General features: G+C 51.9%; 18 protein-coding genes. 8 read left to right on the forward strand and 10 right to left on the reverse strand.

The annotated features are described in order from the left end of the window. Complete coding sequence (mutY, locus tag Q0683_RS04645; protein WP_298612113.1) at positions 1-1,107, forward strand: A/G-specific adenine glycosylase; 1,107 nt, start codon at positions 1-3, stop codon at positions 1,105-1,107. On the opposite strand, the gene pgl is transcribed toward mutY, so the two are convergent. The 8 genes from pgl to Q0683_RS04685 form a co-directional block, all read right to left on the reverse strand. Beyond that, the gene (gene pgl, locus Q0683_RS04650; RefSeq protein WP_298612114.1) at positions 1,104-1,829 is read right to left on the reverse strand and encodes a 6-phosphogluconolactonase; all 726 of its coding nucleotides are present in this window, start codon (positions 1,827-1,829) and stop codon (positions 1,104-1,106) included. The genes mutY and pgl overlap by 4 nt on opposite strands. A 12-nt stretch (positions 1,830-1,841) precedes the next feature. Next, on the reverse strand, positions 1,842-3,776 hold the full coding sequence (locus Q0683_RS04655) for a DUF3769 domain-containing protein (RefSeq protein ID WP_298618034.1): 1,935 nt from the start codon (positions 3,774-3,776) through the stop codon (positions 1,842-1,844). Positions 3,777-3,844: 68 nt separating this feature from the next. Continuing rightward, on the reverse strand, positions 3,845-3,961 hold the full coding sequence (locus tag Q0683_RS04660) for a photosystem II reaction center protein I (protein ID WP_298613333.1): 117 nt from the start codon (positions 3,959-3,961) through the stop codon (positions 3,845-3,847). Between the two features lie 64 nt (positions 3,962-4,025). After that, on the reverse strand, positions 4,026-4,499 hold the full coding sequence (locus Q0683_RS04665; protein WP_298613336.1) for a Tic20 family protein: 474 nt from the start codon (positions 4,497-4,499) through the stop codon (positions 4,026-4,028). A gap of 25 nt (positions 4,500-4,524) precedes the next feature. Then, entirely contained in the window at positions 4,525-4,965 is a 441-nt protein-coding gene (locus Q0683_RS04670) for a hypothetical protein (RefSeq protein ID WP_298976521.1), read from the reverse strand. Between the two features lie 45 nt (positions 4,966-5,010). Continuing rightward, positions 5,011-5,607 carry an ATP-dependent Clp protease proteolytic subunit gene (locus tag Q0683_RS04675; RefSeq protein WP_041428943.1) on the reverse strand — a complete coding sequence of 199 codons (597 nt, stop codon included), beginning with the start codon at positions 5,605-5,607 and terminating at the stop codon, positions 5,011-5,013. A gap of 92 nt (positions 5,608-5,699) precedes the next feature. Then, positions 5,700-6,671, reverse strand: a complete 972-nt coding sequence (egtD, locus tag Q0683_RS04680) for an L-histidine N(alpha)-methyltransferase (protein WP_298613343.1) — start codon at positions 6,669-6,671, stop codon at positions 5,700-5,702. 29 nt (positions 6,672-6,700) lie between these two features. Beyond that, positions 6,701-7,369, reverse strand: coding sequence for an amino acid ABC transporter permease (locus tag Q0683_RS04685; protein ID WP_298613346.1), 669 nt, complete (start codon positions 7,367-7,369; stop codon positions 6,701-6,703). Positions 7,370-7,866: 497 nt separating this feature from the next. Between Q0683_RS04685 and Q0683_RS04690 the strand changes: the two genes are divergently transcribed. The 5 genes from Q0683_RS04690 to Q0683_RS04710 all read left to right on the forward strand — a co-directional run bounded on the left by Q0683_RS04690 (position 7,867) and on the right by Q0683_RS04710 (position 11,540). Beyond that, complete coding sequence (locus tag Q0683_RS04690) at positions 7,867-8,175, forward strand: carbon dioxide-concentrating mechanism protein CcmK (protein ID WP_011056791.1); 309 nt, start codon at positions 7,867-7,869, stop codon at positions 8,173-8,175. Positions 8,176-8,259: 84 nt separating this feature from the next. After that, positions 8,260-8,601, forward strand: a complete 342-nt coding sequence (locus tag Q0683_RS04695; protein ID WP_011056790.1) for a carbon dioxide-concentrating mechanism protein CcmK — start codon at positions 8,260-8,262, stop codon at positions 8,599-8,601. After that, positions 8,601-8,900 (forward strand): EutN/CcmL family microcompartment protein, encoded by a 300-nt coding sequence (locus tag Q0683_RS04700; protein ID WP_298613351.1) that lies wholly within the window; start codon positions 8,601-8,603, stop codon positions 8,898-8,900. The genes Q0683_RS04695 and Q0683_RS04700 overlap by 1 nt, the downstream gene beginning before the upstream one ends. An 18-nt stretch (positions 8,901-8,918) precedes the next feature. Continuing rightward, positions 8,919-10,883: a ribulose bisphosphate carboxylase small subunit gene (locus Q0683_RS04705; protein ID WP_298976524.1), complete on the forward strand. Its 1,965-nt coding sequence runs from the start codon at positions 8,919-8,921 to the stop codon at positions 10,881-10,883. Positions 10,884-10,904: 21 nt separating this feature from the next. After that, positions 10,905-11,540, forward strand: a complete 636-nt coding sequence (locus Q0683_RS04710; protein ID WP_298976526.1) for a hypothetical protein — start codon at positions 10,905-10,907, stop codon at positions 11,538-11,540. On the opposite strand, the gene rlmD is transcribed toward Q0683_RS04710, so the two are convergent. Together rlmD and Q0683_RS11035 are read right to left on the reverse strand one after the other, a co-directional pair. Beyond that, positions 11,526-12,875 (reverse strand): 23S rRNA (uracil(1939)-C(5))-methyltransferase RlmD, encoded by a 1,350-nt coding sequence (gene rlmD / locus Q0683_RS04715; RefSeq protein ID WP_298976528.1) that lies wholly within the window; start codon positions 12,873-12,875, stop codon positions 11,526-11,528. The genes Q0683_RS04710 and rlmD overlap by 15 nt on opposite strands. Positions 12,876-13,133: 258 nt before the next feature. Continuing rightward, positions 13,134-13,256 carry a hypothetical protein gene (locus Q0683_RS11035; RefSeq protein WP_366142727.1) on the reverse strand — a complete coding sequence of 41 codons (123 nt, stop codon included), beginning with the start codon at positions 13,254-13,256 and terminating at the stop codon, positions 13,134-13,136. A 185-nt stretch (positions 13,257-13,441) separates the two neighbouring features. Here Q0683_RS11035 and Q0683_RS04720 point away from each other — a divergent pair, with 185 nt between their 5' ends. Both Q0683_RS04720 and Q0683_RS04725 read left to right on the forward strand, forming a co-directional pair. Continuing rightward, positions 13,442-13,804, forward strand: coding sequence for a hypothetical protein (locus Q0683_RS04720; RefSeq protein WP_298976531.1), 363 nt, complete (start codon positions 13,442-13,444; stop codon positions 13,802-13,804). A 441-nt stretch (positions 13,805-14,245) separates the two neighbouring features. Then, complete coding sequence (locus tag Q0683_RS04725) at positions 14,246-14,614, forward strand: hypothetical protein (RefSeq protein WP_298976533.1); 369 nt, start codon at positions 14,246-14,248, stop codon at positions 14,612-14,614. The last annotated feature ends 1,049 nt before the right edge of the window (positions 14,615-15,663 follow it).

A 15,663-nucleotide genomic window follows, 5' to 3' on the forward strand; every position in this document is an offset into this window, starting at 1 on the left:
ATGCCAACACTTCAGGACAAGGGGGGCGGGGATGTCCTACCTGCCCTTCGCTTTGCGCTTTTGGAGTGGTATCAACAGCAGGGGCGAGACTTACCGTGGCGCCACACTCGTGATCCCTACGCCATCTGGGTCTCGGAAATTATGCTCCAGCAGACCCAAGTGGCCACCGTGATTCCCTACTACCGGCGTTGGCTAGCCACCTTTCCCGCGATCCCCGACTTAGCGGCTGCCGATTTGGAAGCCGTTCTCAAACGGTGGCAGGGCTTGGGCTACTACGCACGGGCGCGCCACTTGCACCGAGCCGCGCAGCAGATCATGGCCAATCATGGGGGTCAATTTCCCTGCACCTACGAGGCAGTGGTGGCCCTGCCGGGAATTGGTCGCAGTACTGCAGGGGCTATTCTCAGTGCTGCCTTTAATCAGCCACAGCCGATTCTCGATGGCAATGTCAAACGAGTGCTTACCCGTCTTTATGGCCTCACAGTCCCCCCCCAGCAGGCGGAAGCGCAACTGTGGCAGTGGTCGGAGCAACTGCTGTGTCGCCAATCTCCCCGCGATTTTAATCAAGCCCTCATGGATTTGGGGTCAACGATCTGTACACCCCGCCAACCCCTATGTCATGCTTGTCCTTGGCAACACTCCTGCGTTGCCCATCAGCAGCAGTTAACCGATAAGATTCCCCGCAAAATGAGCCGTTCCCCCCTTCCCCACAAAGAGATCGGTGTTGCCGTGATTTGGAATGCAGCAGGTCAGATTCTCATTGATCGCCGACCCCCGACGGGTCTATTGGGGGGATTATGGGAATTTCCGGGGGGTAAAATTGAACCCAATGAAACGGTTCAGGAGTGTATTCAGCGGGAAATTCGTGAAGAATTGGGCATCGAGATTAGCGTTGGTGAGCATTTGATTGACATTGACCATGCCTACACCCATTTTCGGGTGACACTCCATGTTCACTACTGCCGGCATGTTGCGGGAACCCCCCAGCCGTTGGCATGCGAGGCTATTCGCTGGGTCACCCCTGAAGAATTAGATCAGTTTCCCTTTCCCAAAGCCAATATCGCTATTATTCAGGCCATTCACAAACGGGGCAGACCCACTGCCTAGGCATTTTCAACAACCCCCTGCGCCGCCGCTTGATCCAAAAACCAAAGGGTATTGCCAGTAATCAGCCGCGCCGGATAGAGATGGGGATCGCCCGTGCCGGCAAAAATATGGCGCAGGGCGGTTTGTTTATTGGCACCGGTTACCAGAAAGAGAATTTGGCGGGCATGGTTAATCAGGGGTACGGTGAACGTGAGGCGGGGTTGGCCATCTTTGTTGCCCACAGTAATCAGGCGATCGCTCACTGTGAGAGCCGCGGTGTGGGGAAACAGGGAGGCCGTATGGCCATCGGGACCCATACCCAGCAAAATTAGATCAAAGCGGGGAAATTCCCCTTCGCGCAAGCCAAAGTGTTGGCGCAGGGTTTGCTCATAGCGATCGGCAGCAGTCTGAGGATCGGCATCCGCCGTCGGCATGGGGTGAATCTGAGTTTTAGGAATGGGCACGTGGTTCAGCCAAGCTTGGAAGGCCATCCCCGCATTGCTATCGGGGTGCTCAAGAGGCACATAGCGTTCATCCCCCCAAAAAATGTGCCACTGTAACCAAGGGGTATCGGCACAGACAAGGCTTTCATACAGCGGTCTAGGCGTATTCCCGCCGGCAAGGGCTAGGGTAAACTGCCCCCGTTGGGCGATCGCCCCAGTGGCCTGCTCAAGAAGAAACTGTTTTGCCGCCGCCGTCAGCGCAGCCAAATCCGCAAAAACACGTACATTGGGTGTTGGCATAGAAGCGTCATCCTAATTGGAGCGAATTACACCGTCAGTTGCTGTGCCCAGTCCAGGACCGGAAAAGGGATCAGCATTGCCGCGCCAGTTAAAACCACTAATGCGCAAAACAATTGCGGCTAACTGGCGATCCAAGTTATAGCGAAACATAACTCCATAGGTACGACGGCTGTATTCCACAATGATATTTGTATCGAAGGCTCTGCCTGTATCTACGTTAATTTGCAGTTGCGTGCCAACCCTCACTGGACCATAGATCTGTTGGAGGAAGCCTATATTGAGGACGCTAAAGTCACTAATGCGATCAAAGAGAAAGGGGGAAGATGGCTCACTTAATGTCTGGGTAAACCCCACATCAAAACTGGTGTAGTCAAACCAATTGCGGGAAAAATGCCCCACTTGACCCCGAAAACCTGCCCCTACAGTTAAGGCGGGTTGAGTCCTGCCATGGGTATAGTAACTCACCGCTCCCCCCAACTGACTATAGAACTCCAAAAAGGGTTGGACAGGACGGGGGCTATAGCGCAGACCTTGGGTTCGCGTAGGGGGTAGGGGCGTCCCCCGCCAAATGGGCATGACCCAGTTCAAGGTAACCCCTGCCTGAAGACGCCCAAGGCTTGGCTTAGGAGGTAGGGATGGATCATCACTGGCAGCCGTGATGTATTGACCTCCCAGAAGATAATTGAGTGCTAGGCCTTGAGTTAAGGGAATGCCTGTACCGCTAAACGTACCTCCAAAGCTACTAGTAATTTCCTGCTCCCCAAGGGAACGATTAAAAACACGCGGGCGATAAATGGCAGAAACCGTCAGCACATTGCGGGCATCAATATTGTGGAACAGATCTACCCCTGCCCGTGAACTGCTCGGCCAGTCATTGGGGTTCAGCGTATTCAAAAAGCCATAACCGCGTACTCGTGTTTGGCGGGTGAACCGATGTCCTAGCTCAATTGCTGCCCCATAGCTCTTGGCATCGAAAATATCAAAGTCACTATTAACGATGCGTTCTAAGTAGATTGATGGCAGGAAGGTGATCTGAGTATTGGGAGTATTGATCGCTCTGTACCGATAGGCCAGAAATACTCCACCGCGATCGCGCTCGTCGTAGCCAAATTCAAAGGGCAGAATTTCATAGGGGCGACCCACCACAAAGCGGCGCAGGACTATAGGCAAAGCCACCCGTTGATCAAACACAACCCTACCCCGTCGCACCCTCAGGAGAGTTTCATCGGCATTGAGGGGTTCAGCTGTGGCTTCCTGTGCCCGTGCTTCGAGTTCCGGCGGACTAAAGGGATCATTGGTAATCCGTAGATTGGTGGCAAACCAGCGGCGGCCATCAAATTCTAGGCGATCGGCTTCAAATCGCAATCGATCAAAGGTTTCCGTTACTTCTGCTTGGGGCTCTGCCTCCTGTGCATCAAAGCCGGGAAGGGTACCCATGGAGGGGGGATCAGGAGAGGCCGTTAGCCTCAGATCTGGATCTACCCTAGCCGTATTGACTACACCGCGAGCATTCGTGAGGGCACCTCGGTCCAGTTTGAGATTGTATTCCAAGCGATCGCCCTGCAGTACTTGATCGCCCCGCGTAATCGTCACATTGCCTTCGGCCACAAGAATTTGAGCCTCAATATCGGTTTGAATGCGATCAGCGGTTAGTTCGGCTTCCTTGAATCGGAGGAAGACATTGCCAATGGCATTAAACAACCGCCGCATCAGGTCAAATTCTTGGCGATCGGCCGTCACCTCCAAGGGCTGGTCACGGACAACAGGAGTTTCGGCATTTGCCTCCCCAAGGCGGCGGGGGGCTGCCTCAGCGCGGATCGGCGTTGTACTGCTTAAATCAGGGGTTACCGTTGTTCCGAGTAAATCCGCTTGGGATGGGCTGATGACCTCAGTAATTTCTGTGGGTTGTGTAGGGGGGGGCAGACTAGCAGCAAGGGGTAAGAACAACAACGGCCACACTTCCTCACGACCACTGCCTAGTTACGTTACCCGATGCCCGCCCCCTTTGACCAGGATTACTCAAAATCCTTGCGCTTGGGGTTACGAGCCGGATCACCCGAAAGGAACCCGAAAACAAAAAGTAGCACAAAGAAAGTCACAACGATATAAACGGTAATTTTGAGTGTTTCCATGATGTTGTCGTTTTTCGTAGCGTCAATTTCTAATCATACGAGATGAGGGACTTCCTCGCATCCCCTAGAAGACTTGGCTTTTTGTGGCATCCGAGAGGGTGGGAATTTCGGCATAGATGCCGCGCACAGACTGCACCACCGCATAAATGACGCCAATTACCGTGGCGATAAAGACAAAGTTAAAGAGTACTTTAATCAGTAGATCAAAACTGGCAACGCGAACGAGAAGCTGCACCAGCAGTTGGACAATAAACAGCACAATCCCCATCAACAGGGCCTGCATCGTGTTGTAGCGAATAAAAAGGCTAACGCGGCTGTTGCGCACCACCAGCAGGTACAGCAGCATAAAAACCAGTAGCCCTGCAAAGGGAATTGAATAGATCAAGGCAACGGGCAGTACCACCAGCACCAGTGCTTGCAGTGGCGGAAACAGCTCAAATAAAAAGCCGCCAAAGGGCATGACGTAAAAAAGCGGTAGCAAATACGCTAAGCTGGCAAAAATTCGATCTGGGACGGTGGTGGTGCCACGCCAAGTCATAAGCTTCTCCTTAAAGTGTTGGTGCTTATCGACTCATCACCTGGAACAGAAGTTCAGGAGAAATCATATTGCACTCAATTACTTTACCAATCAACGGGGGTCCCACCCGTGAGGCAATGATTGATTGCAGATCGGGGCTGTTTTTAACTGAGAGTATCACTGCACCCAAGATCGAGTTAGGATCCGGGGCTAAATTGCTGGCATTGGTAGGGAGCATTTTGATTAACTGTGCAATATCCGTACAACTGGCTCCCGATACATATTGTGCGAGGGAGTTACTCATCTGCTCTATCGTACTTTTCATCATTTCTGGCGGCAAAGGGCTGGCGGCTTGGGCACGCACAGGCTGAGTGATTCCCAGTGCCATGAGGGCACCCACAAGGAGAGAGAAGCGGCTGATAGATAGACCACTGCCCACGGCCCGCTTGGGCGAATGTTTAGGGCATGCTTGCGCGATTTGCCACATAGGAAACCTCAATATTTTTTGTTTTATGTCACTAGTGCAGGCAAACTAGTTGGCACGCTCCTCAATCACCCGATCAATCAGGCCGTAGTTTTTCGCCTCTTCGGCGGACATGAAGAAGTCGCGATCCATATCCCGCTCAATTTTTTCGAGGGGCTGGCCGGTATGGTAGGCGTATAGCTCATTGAGTTGCCGCCGCACCCGCAAAATTTCACGCGCTTCGATTTCAATGTCCGTTGCTTGGCCACGGGTACCACCAGAGGGCTGGTGAATCATGATGCGGGAGTGGGGCAGTGCCAACCGTTTGCCCTTGGTACCGGCTGCAAGGAGGAAAGACCCCATCGAGGCAGCCAGGCCCACACAAATGGTGACGACATCGGATTTAATATGTTGCATCGTGTCATAAATCGCCATGCCCGCTGTGACGGAGCCACCGGGGGAGTTGATGTAGAGCATGATGTCTTTGCCCGGATCTTCGGAGTCAAGGTAGAGCATCACCGCCACAATTTGGTTGGCAATCTCATCATCCACTTCCTTACCAAGGAAAATAATCCGCTCGCGATAGAGGCGGTTGTAGATGTCAATCCACTGAGTGTAGGGTTCACCGGGCATCCGGTAGGGAACTTTGGGTACGCCGATGGGCATAGAATCCTTCCACGCTGAGCTATTCAGGCCGCAACCTGAGGGATGGAGGCGGCTTTCCTTCCTGATTTTAACTTATTCCTAGGGCTTTCGCCCTAAACTTGGCAGAGGCAGAGGGCAAACCACTGCTGAGGGTCGGTAAAGGCATTGACCCACTGAAATCCAGTATCGGTTAGTGCTTGCTTGAGGGCAGTAAGGTCAAACTTGCGGGAAATTTCCGTAAGAATCGGTTCGCCCGCCGTAAAAGTGCACTGAAAATCAAGGGCGGCCAAGACTACGGTTTGGCTTTGTTGTGAATCCAGATACATCTCAATTTGCTGGGCAACAGGGTTATAAATGGCGCGATGGGCAAAGGCTGCGGGCTGAAAATTGCCTTGAAATCGCCAGTTGAGGTGATGGAGGATATTGCGGTTGAAAGCAGCCGTCACTCCTTGGGCATCGTTGTAAGCGGGGAGCAAAATGCTGGTGTCTTTGATCAGATCCACGCCCAATAGGAAATAGTCTCCAATCCTGAGAACTCGATGAATCTGTTGAAAAAGGCGCTGGCATTCGTTGGGAGACAGGTTACCAATGGTGCTACCGAGAAAGCAGAGTAAGCGGCGGGGAGCCAAGGGGAGCGGTAGGTGCTCTAAGCCCACTTGATAGGTGCCGACCAGGCCATGAATCCTGAGCTGGGGATAGTCGGCAAGAAGGGCAATGGCGCTGCTTTTCAGGATCGAACCACTGACATCAATGGGATGATAGTAAAGCTGGGGTTGCACCTCGGCATAGGCCGATAGAAGGAGGCGAATTTTGCGATCGCTGCCACTGCCTAGCTCCACCAGTTCACAGGGACCCGTAAGTTGGGCGATCGCCCCGGCGGCGGTCTCTAAAATGCCCAACTCTGTGCGGGTGGGGTAGTATTCCGGCAGCTCACAGATTTGCTCAAAGAGGCGAGATCCCGCAGCGTCGTAGAAGTAGTAGGAGGGAAGAGACTTGGGGTGCTGAGTCAAACCTCGGATGACATCTTGGCCGTCCCGTTCTGTGGTGAGGCTAGGTAAGTAGCTCAGGTGCAGGCGATCGCTCACGGAGAAAGCGGCTCCAGAATGTGCAGACCTTAGGATATTTTAGCCTTTAGCCGCTCCTCCAAACGCCGTCCCCACCATGCGATGGGCAAACTCATAAGCAGGTAAAGAATTAAGGCGAGGGCATAGAGGGGAAAGGGATTGCTACTGTGGCGAATTACCCATACCCGCATCACGGAAGTTAAATCCACCCCAGCAATTACACTGACAATGGCCGAATCCTTGAGCATGTAGATAAAGTCATTGACCAAGGGTGGGATCACAATTTGGATGGCTTGGGGCAAGATAATGCGCACAAACCCCTGCTGTTGGCTCATCCCCAGAGAGAGGGCAGCTTCCTGTTGACCCACATCCACCGCCTGCAACCCGGCACGAAAGACCTCTGCTTCATAGGCGCCATAGTTGAGTGCCAGGGCTGTCACTCCCGCTGTCCAAGCATTTACCCAAGTGGCAAGGTTCATCTGGCCTAAGACTGCACCGACACCATAGTAAAGGAGCAGCAGTTGGGTAATCATAGGCGTATTTCGCATTAGCTCAATAAAACCTAGGGCTGGCCAGCGCAGAAACAAAAATGGCGAGGTGGTCATAGCGGCCAAGACAATGCCTAGGAGCATCGCTAAGGGAAAAGAAATACCACAGTAAATCAAGGTGTTCAGTGCGCCTTGCAGAAAGGCCGGCAGGGCCGCTTGGATCAGTTCCATCGAAAACCTGCGGTTGTGCCTACAGCTTTAAGCCATGTTTGATATTAAATCCTTGTGTTGTTGATCGCGAAGAGTTAATTGGCGTTTGCTAGAAAATAGACTTTGATCTAGCAAAATACAAAGCAGCATTGAAATACTCTATTCATTCTAGGCAAACCCAGACAAAACCCTCTCAATCGGGCGATTGGACTATGAGAAGATAAGCATTTTTAGATAAAACTCTATGGATTAACCCATTTGTATTGGGTGGCTTTGGGCTAAAGGGAGCATCACCAGCCTAAAATTAGGTTTGATAATATGAGAAAGTAGAAAAGATTATCAATCATTATATTGTCAAAAGAAACCCCTGACCCTATGCTTGTTTTAGAGATAGAAAGACGGTGATTAACGTCACGATAACAATCGGCTATCCCGTCGTTATTTTCTGTGGCGATCGCTCTGATTGCAACTCTAGCTTTTGTACTGCTTACCCTTATTCTAATTAGGAGAGCTTACTCATGCCAATTGCTGTGGGAATGATTGAAACGCGCGGATTTCCCGCCGTTGTCGAAGCCGCAGACGCAATGGTAAAAGCCGCTCGGGTCACCCTAGTGGGCTACGAAAAAATTGGCAGTGGTCGGGTCACCGTGATTGTGCGGGGTGATGTCTCCGAAGTGCAAGCCTCAGTGGCTGCCGGCGTTGATTCTGCCAAACGTGTCAATGGCGGGGAGGTGCTTTCTACGCACATCATTGCTCGCCCCCACGAAAACCTGGAGTACGTATTGCCCATTCGCTATACCGAGGCAGTGGAGCAATTCCGAAACTAAGGGGTTGGGCAGTTTGGTGGAGTTTTCAGTTGCATCGCTTATCGATCCTCTAGTCCTTTTGTTTGACGTTTAGGAGTTATTACAATGGCAATTGCCGTCGGTATGATTGAAACCCTCGGTTTCCCTGCAGTGGTGGAAGCCGCAGACGCAATGGTGAAAGCTGCTCGCGTTACCCTAGTGGGGTACGAAAAAATCGGCAGTGGTCGAGTTACCGTAATTGTGCGGGGTGATGTTTCTGAAGTACAGGCTTCTGTTGCGGCGGGTGTAGAAAATGTGAAGCGCGTCAATGGGGGTCAAGTGCTCTCTACCCACATTATTGCTCGCCCCCACGAAAACCTGGAGTACGTGCTCCCCATTCGCTACACCGAAGCAGTGGAGCAATTCCGCGAAAGCGTTAGTGGTATTCGCCCGATGGGTCGCCCGTAGTGAAAATCGCGCGAGTGTGCGGCACCGTTACCAGTACTCAAAAAGAAGACACCCTAACGGGAGTCAAGTTTCTCATCTTGCAATATTTGGGTGAGGACGGCGAATTTTTACCCGACTACGAAGTGGCTGCGGATACCGTTGGTGCAGGACAGGATGAGTGGGTATTGGTAAGCCGAGGCAGTGCCGCCCGCTGTATTATCAATGGCACTGACAAACCCATTGACGCAGCCGTGGTTGCCATTATTGACACCGTAAGTCGGGATAATTATTTGCTCTACAGCAAGCGTACCCAGTATTAGCATTGGAGACTTCTCCCTATGGCGGTTCAAGCCTATGCGGCACCTCCAACGCCGTGGTCTAGGGATTTAGCGGAGCCAGAGATTGCCCCCACGGCCTATGTCCATTCCTTTAGTAACCTCATCGGCGATGTTCGCATCAAGGATTATGTCCACATCGCACCGGGTACTTCCATTCGTGCCGATGAAGGAACGCCCTTCCACATTGGTTCCCGCACCAACATTCAAGATGGCGTTGTCATCCATGGCCTCCAGCAGGGGCGGGTGATTGGTGATGATGGTCAAGAGTATTCTGTTTGGATCGGTGACAATGCCTCGATTACCCACATGGCCTTGATCCATGGCCCTGCCTACATTGGGGATGGCTGTTTTATTGGCTTTCGTTCAACGGTCTTTAATGCACGGGTTGGTGCGGGCTGCGTGGTGATGATGCATGTCCTTATCCAAGATGTGGAGATTCCACCGGGAAAATATGTACCTTCGGGAATGGTGATCACGACCCAGCAGCAAGCTGATCGCCTGCCCAATGTGGAAGAGTCCGATATTCACTTTGCCCAGCACGTGGTTGGTATCAATGAAGCGCTGCTATCGGGGTACCACTGTGCTGAGAATATTGCCTGCATTGCCCCGATTCGGAATGAACTCCAGCGTCAGCGTCAAGAAGACCCGCCCATCCTACATGTTGAAACGCTCACCGGGGAAAAGAACACTATGACCGCAGATTATGGGACTTATGTCCGCCAATTGTTGCAGCAGGGATACCAAATCAGTTTGGAATATGCTGATTCACGGCGGTATCGCACTAGCTCTTGGCGAAGTTGCCCAATGCTGACGGGACGGCAGGAGTCGCAAGTGATGGCGGCGATCGCCCAGCTATTAAAGGAACATGAAGGCGAGTATGTGCGCCTGATTGGCGTCGATCCCAAAGCCAAGCGCCGCGTTTTTGAGGAAATTATTCAACGCCCCGGTCAAGCTGCGGCGGTGAGTGTCAGTAGCGATCGCCCCAGTACGCCGGGGAGTGCAGCCCCAGGGAGTTCCCTCGATTCCTCGGTGGTGGCTCAGGTGCGGCAGTTACTTCAGCAGGGGTACCAAATCGGCACAGAGCACGCCGATGCCCGCCGCTATCGCACCAGTTCTTGGACCAGTTGTGCCCCGATTCAGTCTAGGCAGGAACCCGAAGTGCTGGCGGCCCTTGAAGCCTGCCTCCAAGAACACGCTGGAGAATACGTGCGCTTGATTGGCATTGATCAAAAGCAAAAGCGGCGCGTCCTTGAACAAATTATTCAGCGCCCCGATGGCGCGGTGGCGATCGCCACAAAAGCCCCCACTTCGGCGGCTGCTAGCCATGTTTCAGCCAGTGCTGGCAACAATGAAACCGTTCTCAGCGCCGATCTGGTGAACCAAATTCAAGACCTATTGCGCCAAGGCTGCCAAGTTACCACCGAGTATGCCGACCAGCGTCGCTTCCGTACCAGTTCTTGGCAAAGCGGCATCAAAATTACCTCTGCCCAACAAATCAATGACCTCGGTGCCTTCCTTGCGGAGCACCAGCGAGACTATGTTCGCCTCGTGGGTGTCAATCCTAAAACCAAGCAGCGGGTACTGGAAACCATTATTCACCGTCCCAATGGCAAAGCCACGAGTAATGGCAGTAGTACCCATGGTCAAGGATTTGCATCACGCTCAACTGCCTCCAGTCAAGGGAGCCTTAGCGGCCACCGTCTGAGTCAAGAGGTCGTCGAACAAGTACGACAACTATTGCAACAGGGCTACACCCTCGCCCTAGAACACGTGGATGCCCGCCGCTATCGCACCAATTCATGGTACAGTGGCCCCCGCATTGAGGCCAAAAATCTCAATGAAGCCTTGGCTGTCATTCAGGCTTACCTGCAAGAGTACAGTGGCGAGTACGTACGGCTGATTGGCATTAACCCAGCCGGTAAGCAGCGGGTGGCCGAAATCCTGCTCCAACAGGCCCCTAAGTAGCCCTCCCTGTGAGGTGCTCCAATGCCCCTGCCGCCCTTAGCCCTGCCTCCTTCACCGGCAGTTCGCATTGTCGGTGACGTGGTAATAGATCCCCAAGCTGTTTTGGCACCCGGCGTGCTACTTTGGGCAGAACCAGGGGCTTCAATTCGGATTGCGGCAGGTGTCTGCATTGGTATGGGCAGTGTGATTCATGCCCACGGCGGTACGATTGAAGTGGGTGAAGGGGTCAACATTGGTGCGGGAGTACTGCTGATTGGGGCAGTCACGGTAGAACCCCATGCCTGCATTGGCACCAGTACGACTGTGGTACAAACAACTATTCCTGCGGGTGCAGTTGTGGCTGCAGGATCCCTGCTCGGTGATAGGAGTCGCCGTTGGCAGCCCCCCACCGAAACCACTCCCCTACAAGATGATCCTTGGCAAGAGCCGCCAACAACCGCCGATCCGTCAGAGAATTCCCCGCAAGATCAGCAAGACTCCGCAACCTCTCCGTCCGATGCGCAGGCAAGTCCACCAATGGCTCCAGCCGACACAACAAGTCCGACGCCGCCTAAGACCACGGTCGTTTATGGCCAAGCCTATGTTAGTCAGATGTTTGCCAAGATGTTTCAAAGGGCACCAATCCAGCCCCCTAGAGATAACTTAGGAAGCGGTTAGTAAGGCGATAGTTTCCACATGGGCTGTTTGCGGAAACATATCGAGGGGCTGAATTTTGGTCAGTTGATAGGCACCGCTGTGGCAGAGGTGGGCGAGATCCCGGGCTAAGGTGGCGGGATGACAACTCACATAGAGAATACGCGGCGGACGGTTGCGGAGGATGGCCTCAAGAACGGCGCGATCGCACCCCTTGCGCGGTGGATCGAGAATCAGCACATCAATGGGCTGCTCGAACTGGGGGAGCCACGCTTCTGCCTTGGCACAGAGGAATTGGGCGTTATGGATGCCGTTGTGGTGGGCGTTGGCGATCGCCTGTTGAACTGAGGCAGAATGCACTTCCACACCAATCACTTCAGCCACAGAGGCCGCAAGGGGTAGGCTCAGCGTTCCCACGCCACAGTAGAGATCTACCAGTCGTTCACGACCGGTAGGGGCAATCCACGCGCGCAGCGTTGTCACCAGTTGCTCGGCTTGTGCTGTATTCACCTGGAAGAATGTGGTTGAAGCAATCTGAAACCTCACGCCTGCTAGCTCTTCCCAAAGGTAGGGTCGCCCAGCTAGTACCTCGGTCTTGTCGCCAAAGATGCAATTTCCCACTTGATCGTTGAAGTTGACACAGACCCCCACCACCCCCTGAAACTGGTCTAACCAAGTTTCTGCCTGTGTTTGCAAGCCGGCGGGCAATGCCCCAGCAAGAACAAGGGTAATGAGCTGCTCCCCGGTGCGCTGACCAATGCGCAAACTCAGGTGGCGAAACCCCGCTTCATGGGTGTGCTCGTTATAAATTGGCCAAGGTTGTAGCGCCTGCTTCAGGCCGGCCAGTAGGGGATTGAGGCGCGGATCTTGCACCGGACATTGATTTAGATTGACTAGGCGATGGGAACCTCTTTGGTAATAACCCGCAATTACCCGACCAGGGCGCCGACCGAGGGGATAGGTGACTTTATTGCGATAACCAAAGGGGCTAGGGGCTGCCAAAATCGGCAAGAAGGTTTGTGGTTGCAGATGACCAATGCGGGCGATCGCCTCCTTAACCAGCTGTTCCTTGGCTGCCAATTGAGAGGCGTAAGCGACACACTGCCACTGACAGCCGCCACACTTATCGGCCACAATACAACTTGGACGTACCCGCTGTTCCGAGGGCTGCACCACCTCCAAGACTTTGCCGTGGGCATATTGCCGCTTGACATGGGTCAGTCGCACCCGCAGGCGATCGCCCGGAACCGTATCTGCCACGAAGACCACGCGATCCTGCCAGCGTCCCACTCCCTCCCCTGTGTGGTTTAAGGAGTCAATGGTTAACTCAATGGTGGCGCCCTGCTGCCAAACGCTCATTAATTTACTTTACGTCTAAAATCGGTGACACGCTCCCGACCCTCCCACTATGCCCTGCGGGCGGGCTGCGCCAACGCGTAGAGGGCAGGCTTCTCCAGTCTTTCAACCTTCGCATTTTATAGCGAGCCGCTGCCCCAAGCCCACTTTTTTGATCAATTTTGATCAATCCAGATTGCAGAGTTCACGTCCGAATCACTCTTTCGGCACTCGGTTCCGGCAAATTGCCCAATGCTGGGACGTACCAGAGCTATCCCGTCATCAGCAAAACTTTTGCTGAGCAGCAAAATCCCCCTGACTTGGGCTTCCCACCGATAAGGCTAAAAGATCTTGACCACCTTGCAACACATCCAGGTCTGCGCCTTGGACATCCACCTTGAGCACCTCTACATAAGTTTATACGCCGTTTACTCTTTGAACGCAACCTTCAACGCCGTAGCAGTAATAGCGGTGTGATATATATGCGTAAGTTTACCGACAATATTATTAACTATAAGTTTCAGGTAGAGGGGCACTTTGGCTTCTTCACTCCGTTCAGAGCAGACGCTTCTCACCCCCGTTAAGAGGTGATGGATATGATTGGGATATTTTACGCTAATCCGTACGCATTAACGGGCGGTTTATTGCCGAACCGCCGATTAAGTACCGCACATAACCTGCGCTTTGTGGAAGCGGTTAATCCTCACAACGCCGATGTTATAGTAGTAGATGAGAATATCGGCGTTAAGGCTATGATGATAGACCCTGAAGGGGCATACCGCTTTATAAAAGATAGCAGGGTATATCGCAGGATGGACTTACCTTCCTTTGTGAGGTACTTTCTGAACCGCCGTGATGATGACCCTACCTCTGCTGTGCTTTTTATAGATGACGACGGTAGGGTTTCAGTGGAGATTGGACGGTTAATAACCGCCGATGGGAACCTTTTATAGCCCTATGCCGTATACACAGATGAGGTGAATGAGATGAAACAGCCCATAATGTATATCAGCGGGATTGACATTCACGACTTGGTGAAGGCTTTGGACGCTATGGGGATAGTACCTTCCTATACCCCTGAAGAGTTAAACGACCTTGTGCTGAGGAACGCGGATATAACACCCGAACCTCTGGACTTTAACTCTATACCCGTCATTAAGTTGGACGGTTGGAAGGTATCTTTACTATACCTTAACCCCAAACCCGATGGCGATTATGTCATTAAAGGGCTACAGCCTATTGAAGGGTTTGTAGTACCCCCCGATAGGTTTTACTGCGCTATCGCTGAAGAGGATGGGGTAAGATTATACCTTCCATCTTTGGAAACCTCGTGGTGAAACGGGAACTTTTTCAGAGCCGATGGGGTATAATACAGATGTAGGAGGTAAACGCATATGGCTACACTGATACAGGACGGTACGGTATATTCGGTGCATAACCTTTACACTGAGGATGTTGACTTTCTCATCAACTCAGGACAGCCGTTATTCTTTGACGGGGCTTCCTTCTTTCTGCTATCGCCTGCTGAAGATGAGAAGACCGCGTTAAAGCGAACGGGCTGTGCAGGTATTCTTACCGAAAAAAGAGACCCGTATGGCGAATGGGTTTGGCTAAGACCCGTTAAGACCCTGATACACTTCCTTATAAGTATCGGCGAACCGTTTATTTTAACGCCGAATGCCCTGTTCACCAAAGAAAGCGCACTCACCACTTCCCTACGCTATCATATGGCATACCGTTCCTATGTGGTGATGTGGAAGTAGGGGGTTATAATCCCCCAAATACCCCCCCCCAAAAAAAGGGGGGGGGTATACTATTTATAAGGAACAGATTTTATGCCTATGGGATGTATGGCATAAAAATATACCCCAAGAAAATGAGATGTAAAGTGATTTATGCTGTTATTTTATTTTTTATTGACAGTTATATGGGAATATAACTTCAAGGTAAATACCGCTATAACCGAACCGCCTCGTGAATGAAGGGTTAAGATTTTCACCTCACACACACATTATGTTCACCGCTATCGGGGTGGGGGTATTCTGTGTTTATACTTTTCTGTGCTATGCTATTTTTACTATGCTACTTTGTGTGGCTCTTTTTTTTTATAAAACGCAACCCGCCAATACCTGTTAAAAATACCAGATTTTCTCTGTCCATACCCCAAACCCTTGACAAAAGGGGTTCCTGTGTGCTATAATATAGGTATGGATTGGACAGGATTAGTTCGGGAATATTGCGGATACCTTTTCTCATTCGGGTTGGCGTACCTTATTAGTTATGGGATAGTTGGAACCTATCCTATTCTCTTCAGAAACTATAGTTTTATGGAGTTTCTGGACGCGATAGAGTATTCTCTTTCTGAAGGTATCAGAGAAACTCTGAACCTTAGGAGGTAAAACTATGCGAACGCGAACAGGTAAACGCCATTTTCGGATATATCGCCCAACGCCATTTGAAAAAATAGAGAGTATTCTCACGCCTGTTGAAAATATTATAGAGAATACTCTTTACCTACTCCAGAGTATTTTCACTTCTGTTGTGGAGTTTCTGGAGTATATCGGCAGAGAAGCCCTGCTGTCTATGCAGGTTCGGGAACCTTTTTCGGATTAATCCGTATAATAGGTAGGAGGTAAACGGATATGGTCAAACTACACAACTTTCTAAACGACGGACTGTCGGCGTACTGTGAAGAGTTCCCTTCTGTGGACGCTATCGTGGGTCTCTACGCTGTTGGCGTAGGGACAGAAACAGGTCTATTAGACGAGTTAGCCAACTCTATCGGCTATTGGTTGGACGGACAGGTAGGGTA

Origin of the sequence: uncultured Thermosynechococcus sp. (genome assembly GCF_938074695.1) — a bacterium.
GTDB lineage: Bacteria > Cyanobacteriota > Cyanobacteriia > Thermosynechococcales > Thermosynechococcaceae > Thermosynechococcus.

Coding starts and splice junctions, on each gene's coding strand:
- mutY (WP_298612113.1), top strand. CDS start 1: ATGCCAACACTTCAGGACAAGGGGGGCGGGGATGTCCTACCTGCCCTT.
- pgl (WP_298612114.1), bottom strand. CDS start 1,829: ATGCCAACACCCAATGTACGTGTTTTTGCGGATTTGGCTGCGCTGACG.
- Q0683_RS04660 (WP_298613333.1), bottom strand. CDS start 3,961: ATGGAAACACTCAAAATTACCGTTTATATCGTTGTGACTTTCTTTGTG.
- Q0683_RS04665 (WP_298613336.1), bottom strand. CDS start 4,499: ATGACTTGGCGTGGCACCACCACCGTCCCAGATCGAATTTTTGCCAGC.
- Q0683_RS04670 (WP_298976521.1), bottom strand. CDS start 4,965: ATGTGGCAAATCGCGCAAGCATGCCCTAAACATTCGCCCAAGCGGGCC.
- Q0683_RS04675 (WP_041428943.1), bottom strand. CDS start 5,607: ATGCCCATCGGCGTACCCAAAGTTCCCTACCGGATGCCCGGTGAACCC.
- Q0683_RS04685 (WP_298613346.1), bottom strand. CDS start 7,369: ATGGAACTGATCCAAGCGGCCCTGCCGGCCTTTCTGCAAGGCGCACTG.
- Q0683_RS04690 (WP_011056791.1), top strand. CDS start 7,867: ATGCCAATTGCTGTGGGAATGATTGAAACGCGCGGATTTCCCGCCGTT.
- Q0683_RS04695 (WP_011056790.1), top strand. CDS start 8,260: ATGGCAATTGCCGTCGGTATGATTGAAACCCTCGGTTTCCCTGCAGTG.
- Q0683_RS04705 (WP_298976524.1), top strand. CDS start 8,919: ATGGCGGTTCAAGCCTATGCGGCACCTCCAACGCCGTGGTCTAGGGAT.
- Q0683_RS04710 (WP_298976526.1), top strand. CDS start 10,905: ATGCCCCTGCCGCCCTTAGCCCTGCCTCCTTCACCGGCAGTTCGCATT.
- rlmD (WP_298976528.1), bottom strand. CDS start 12,875: ATGAGCGTTTGGCAGCAGGGCGCCACCATTGAGTTAACCATTGACTCC.
- Q0683_RS04720 (WP_298976531.1), top strand. CDS start 13,442: ATGGATATGATTGGGATATTTTACGCTAATCCGTACGCATTAACGGGC.
- Q0683_RS04725 (WP_298976533.1), top strand. CDS start 14,246: ATGGCTACACTGATACAGGACGGTACGGTATATTCGGTGCATAACCTT.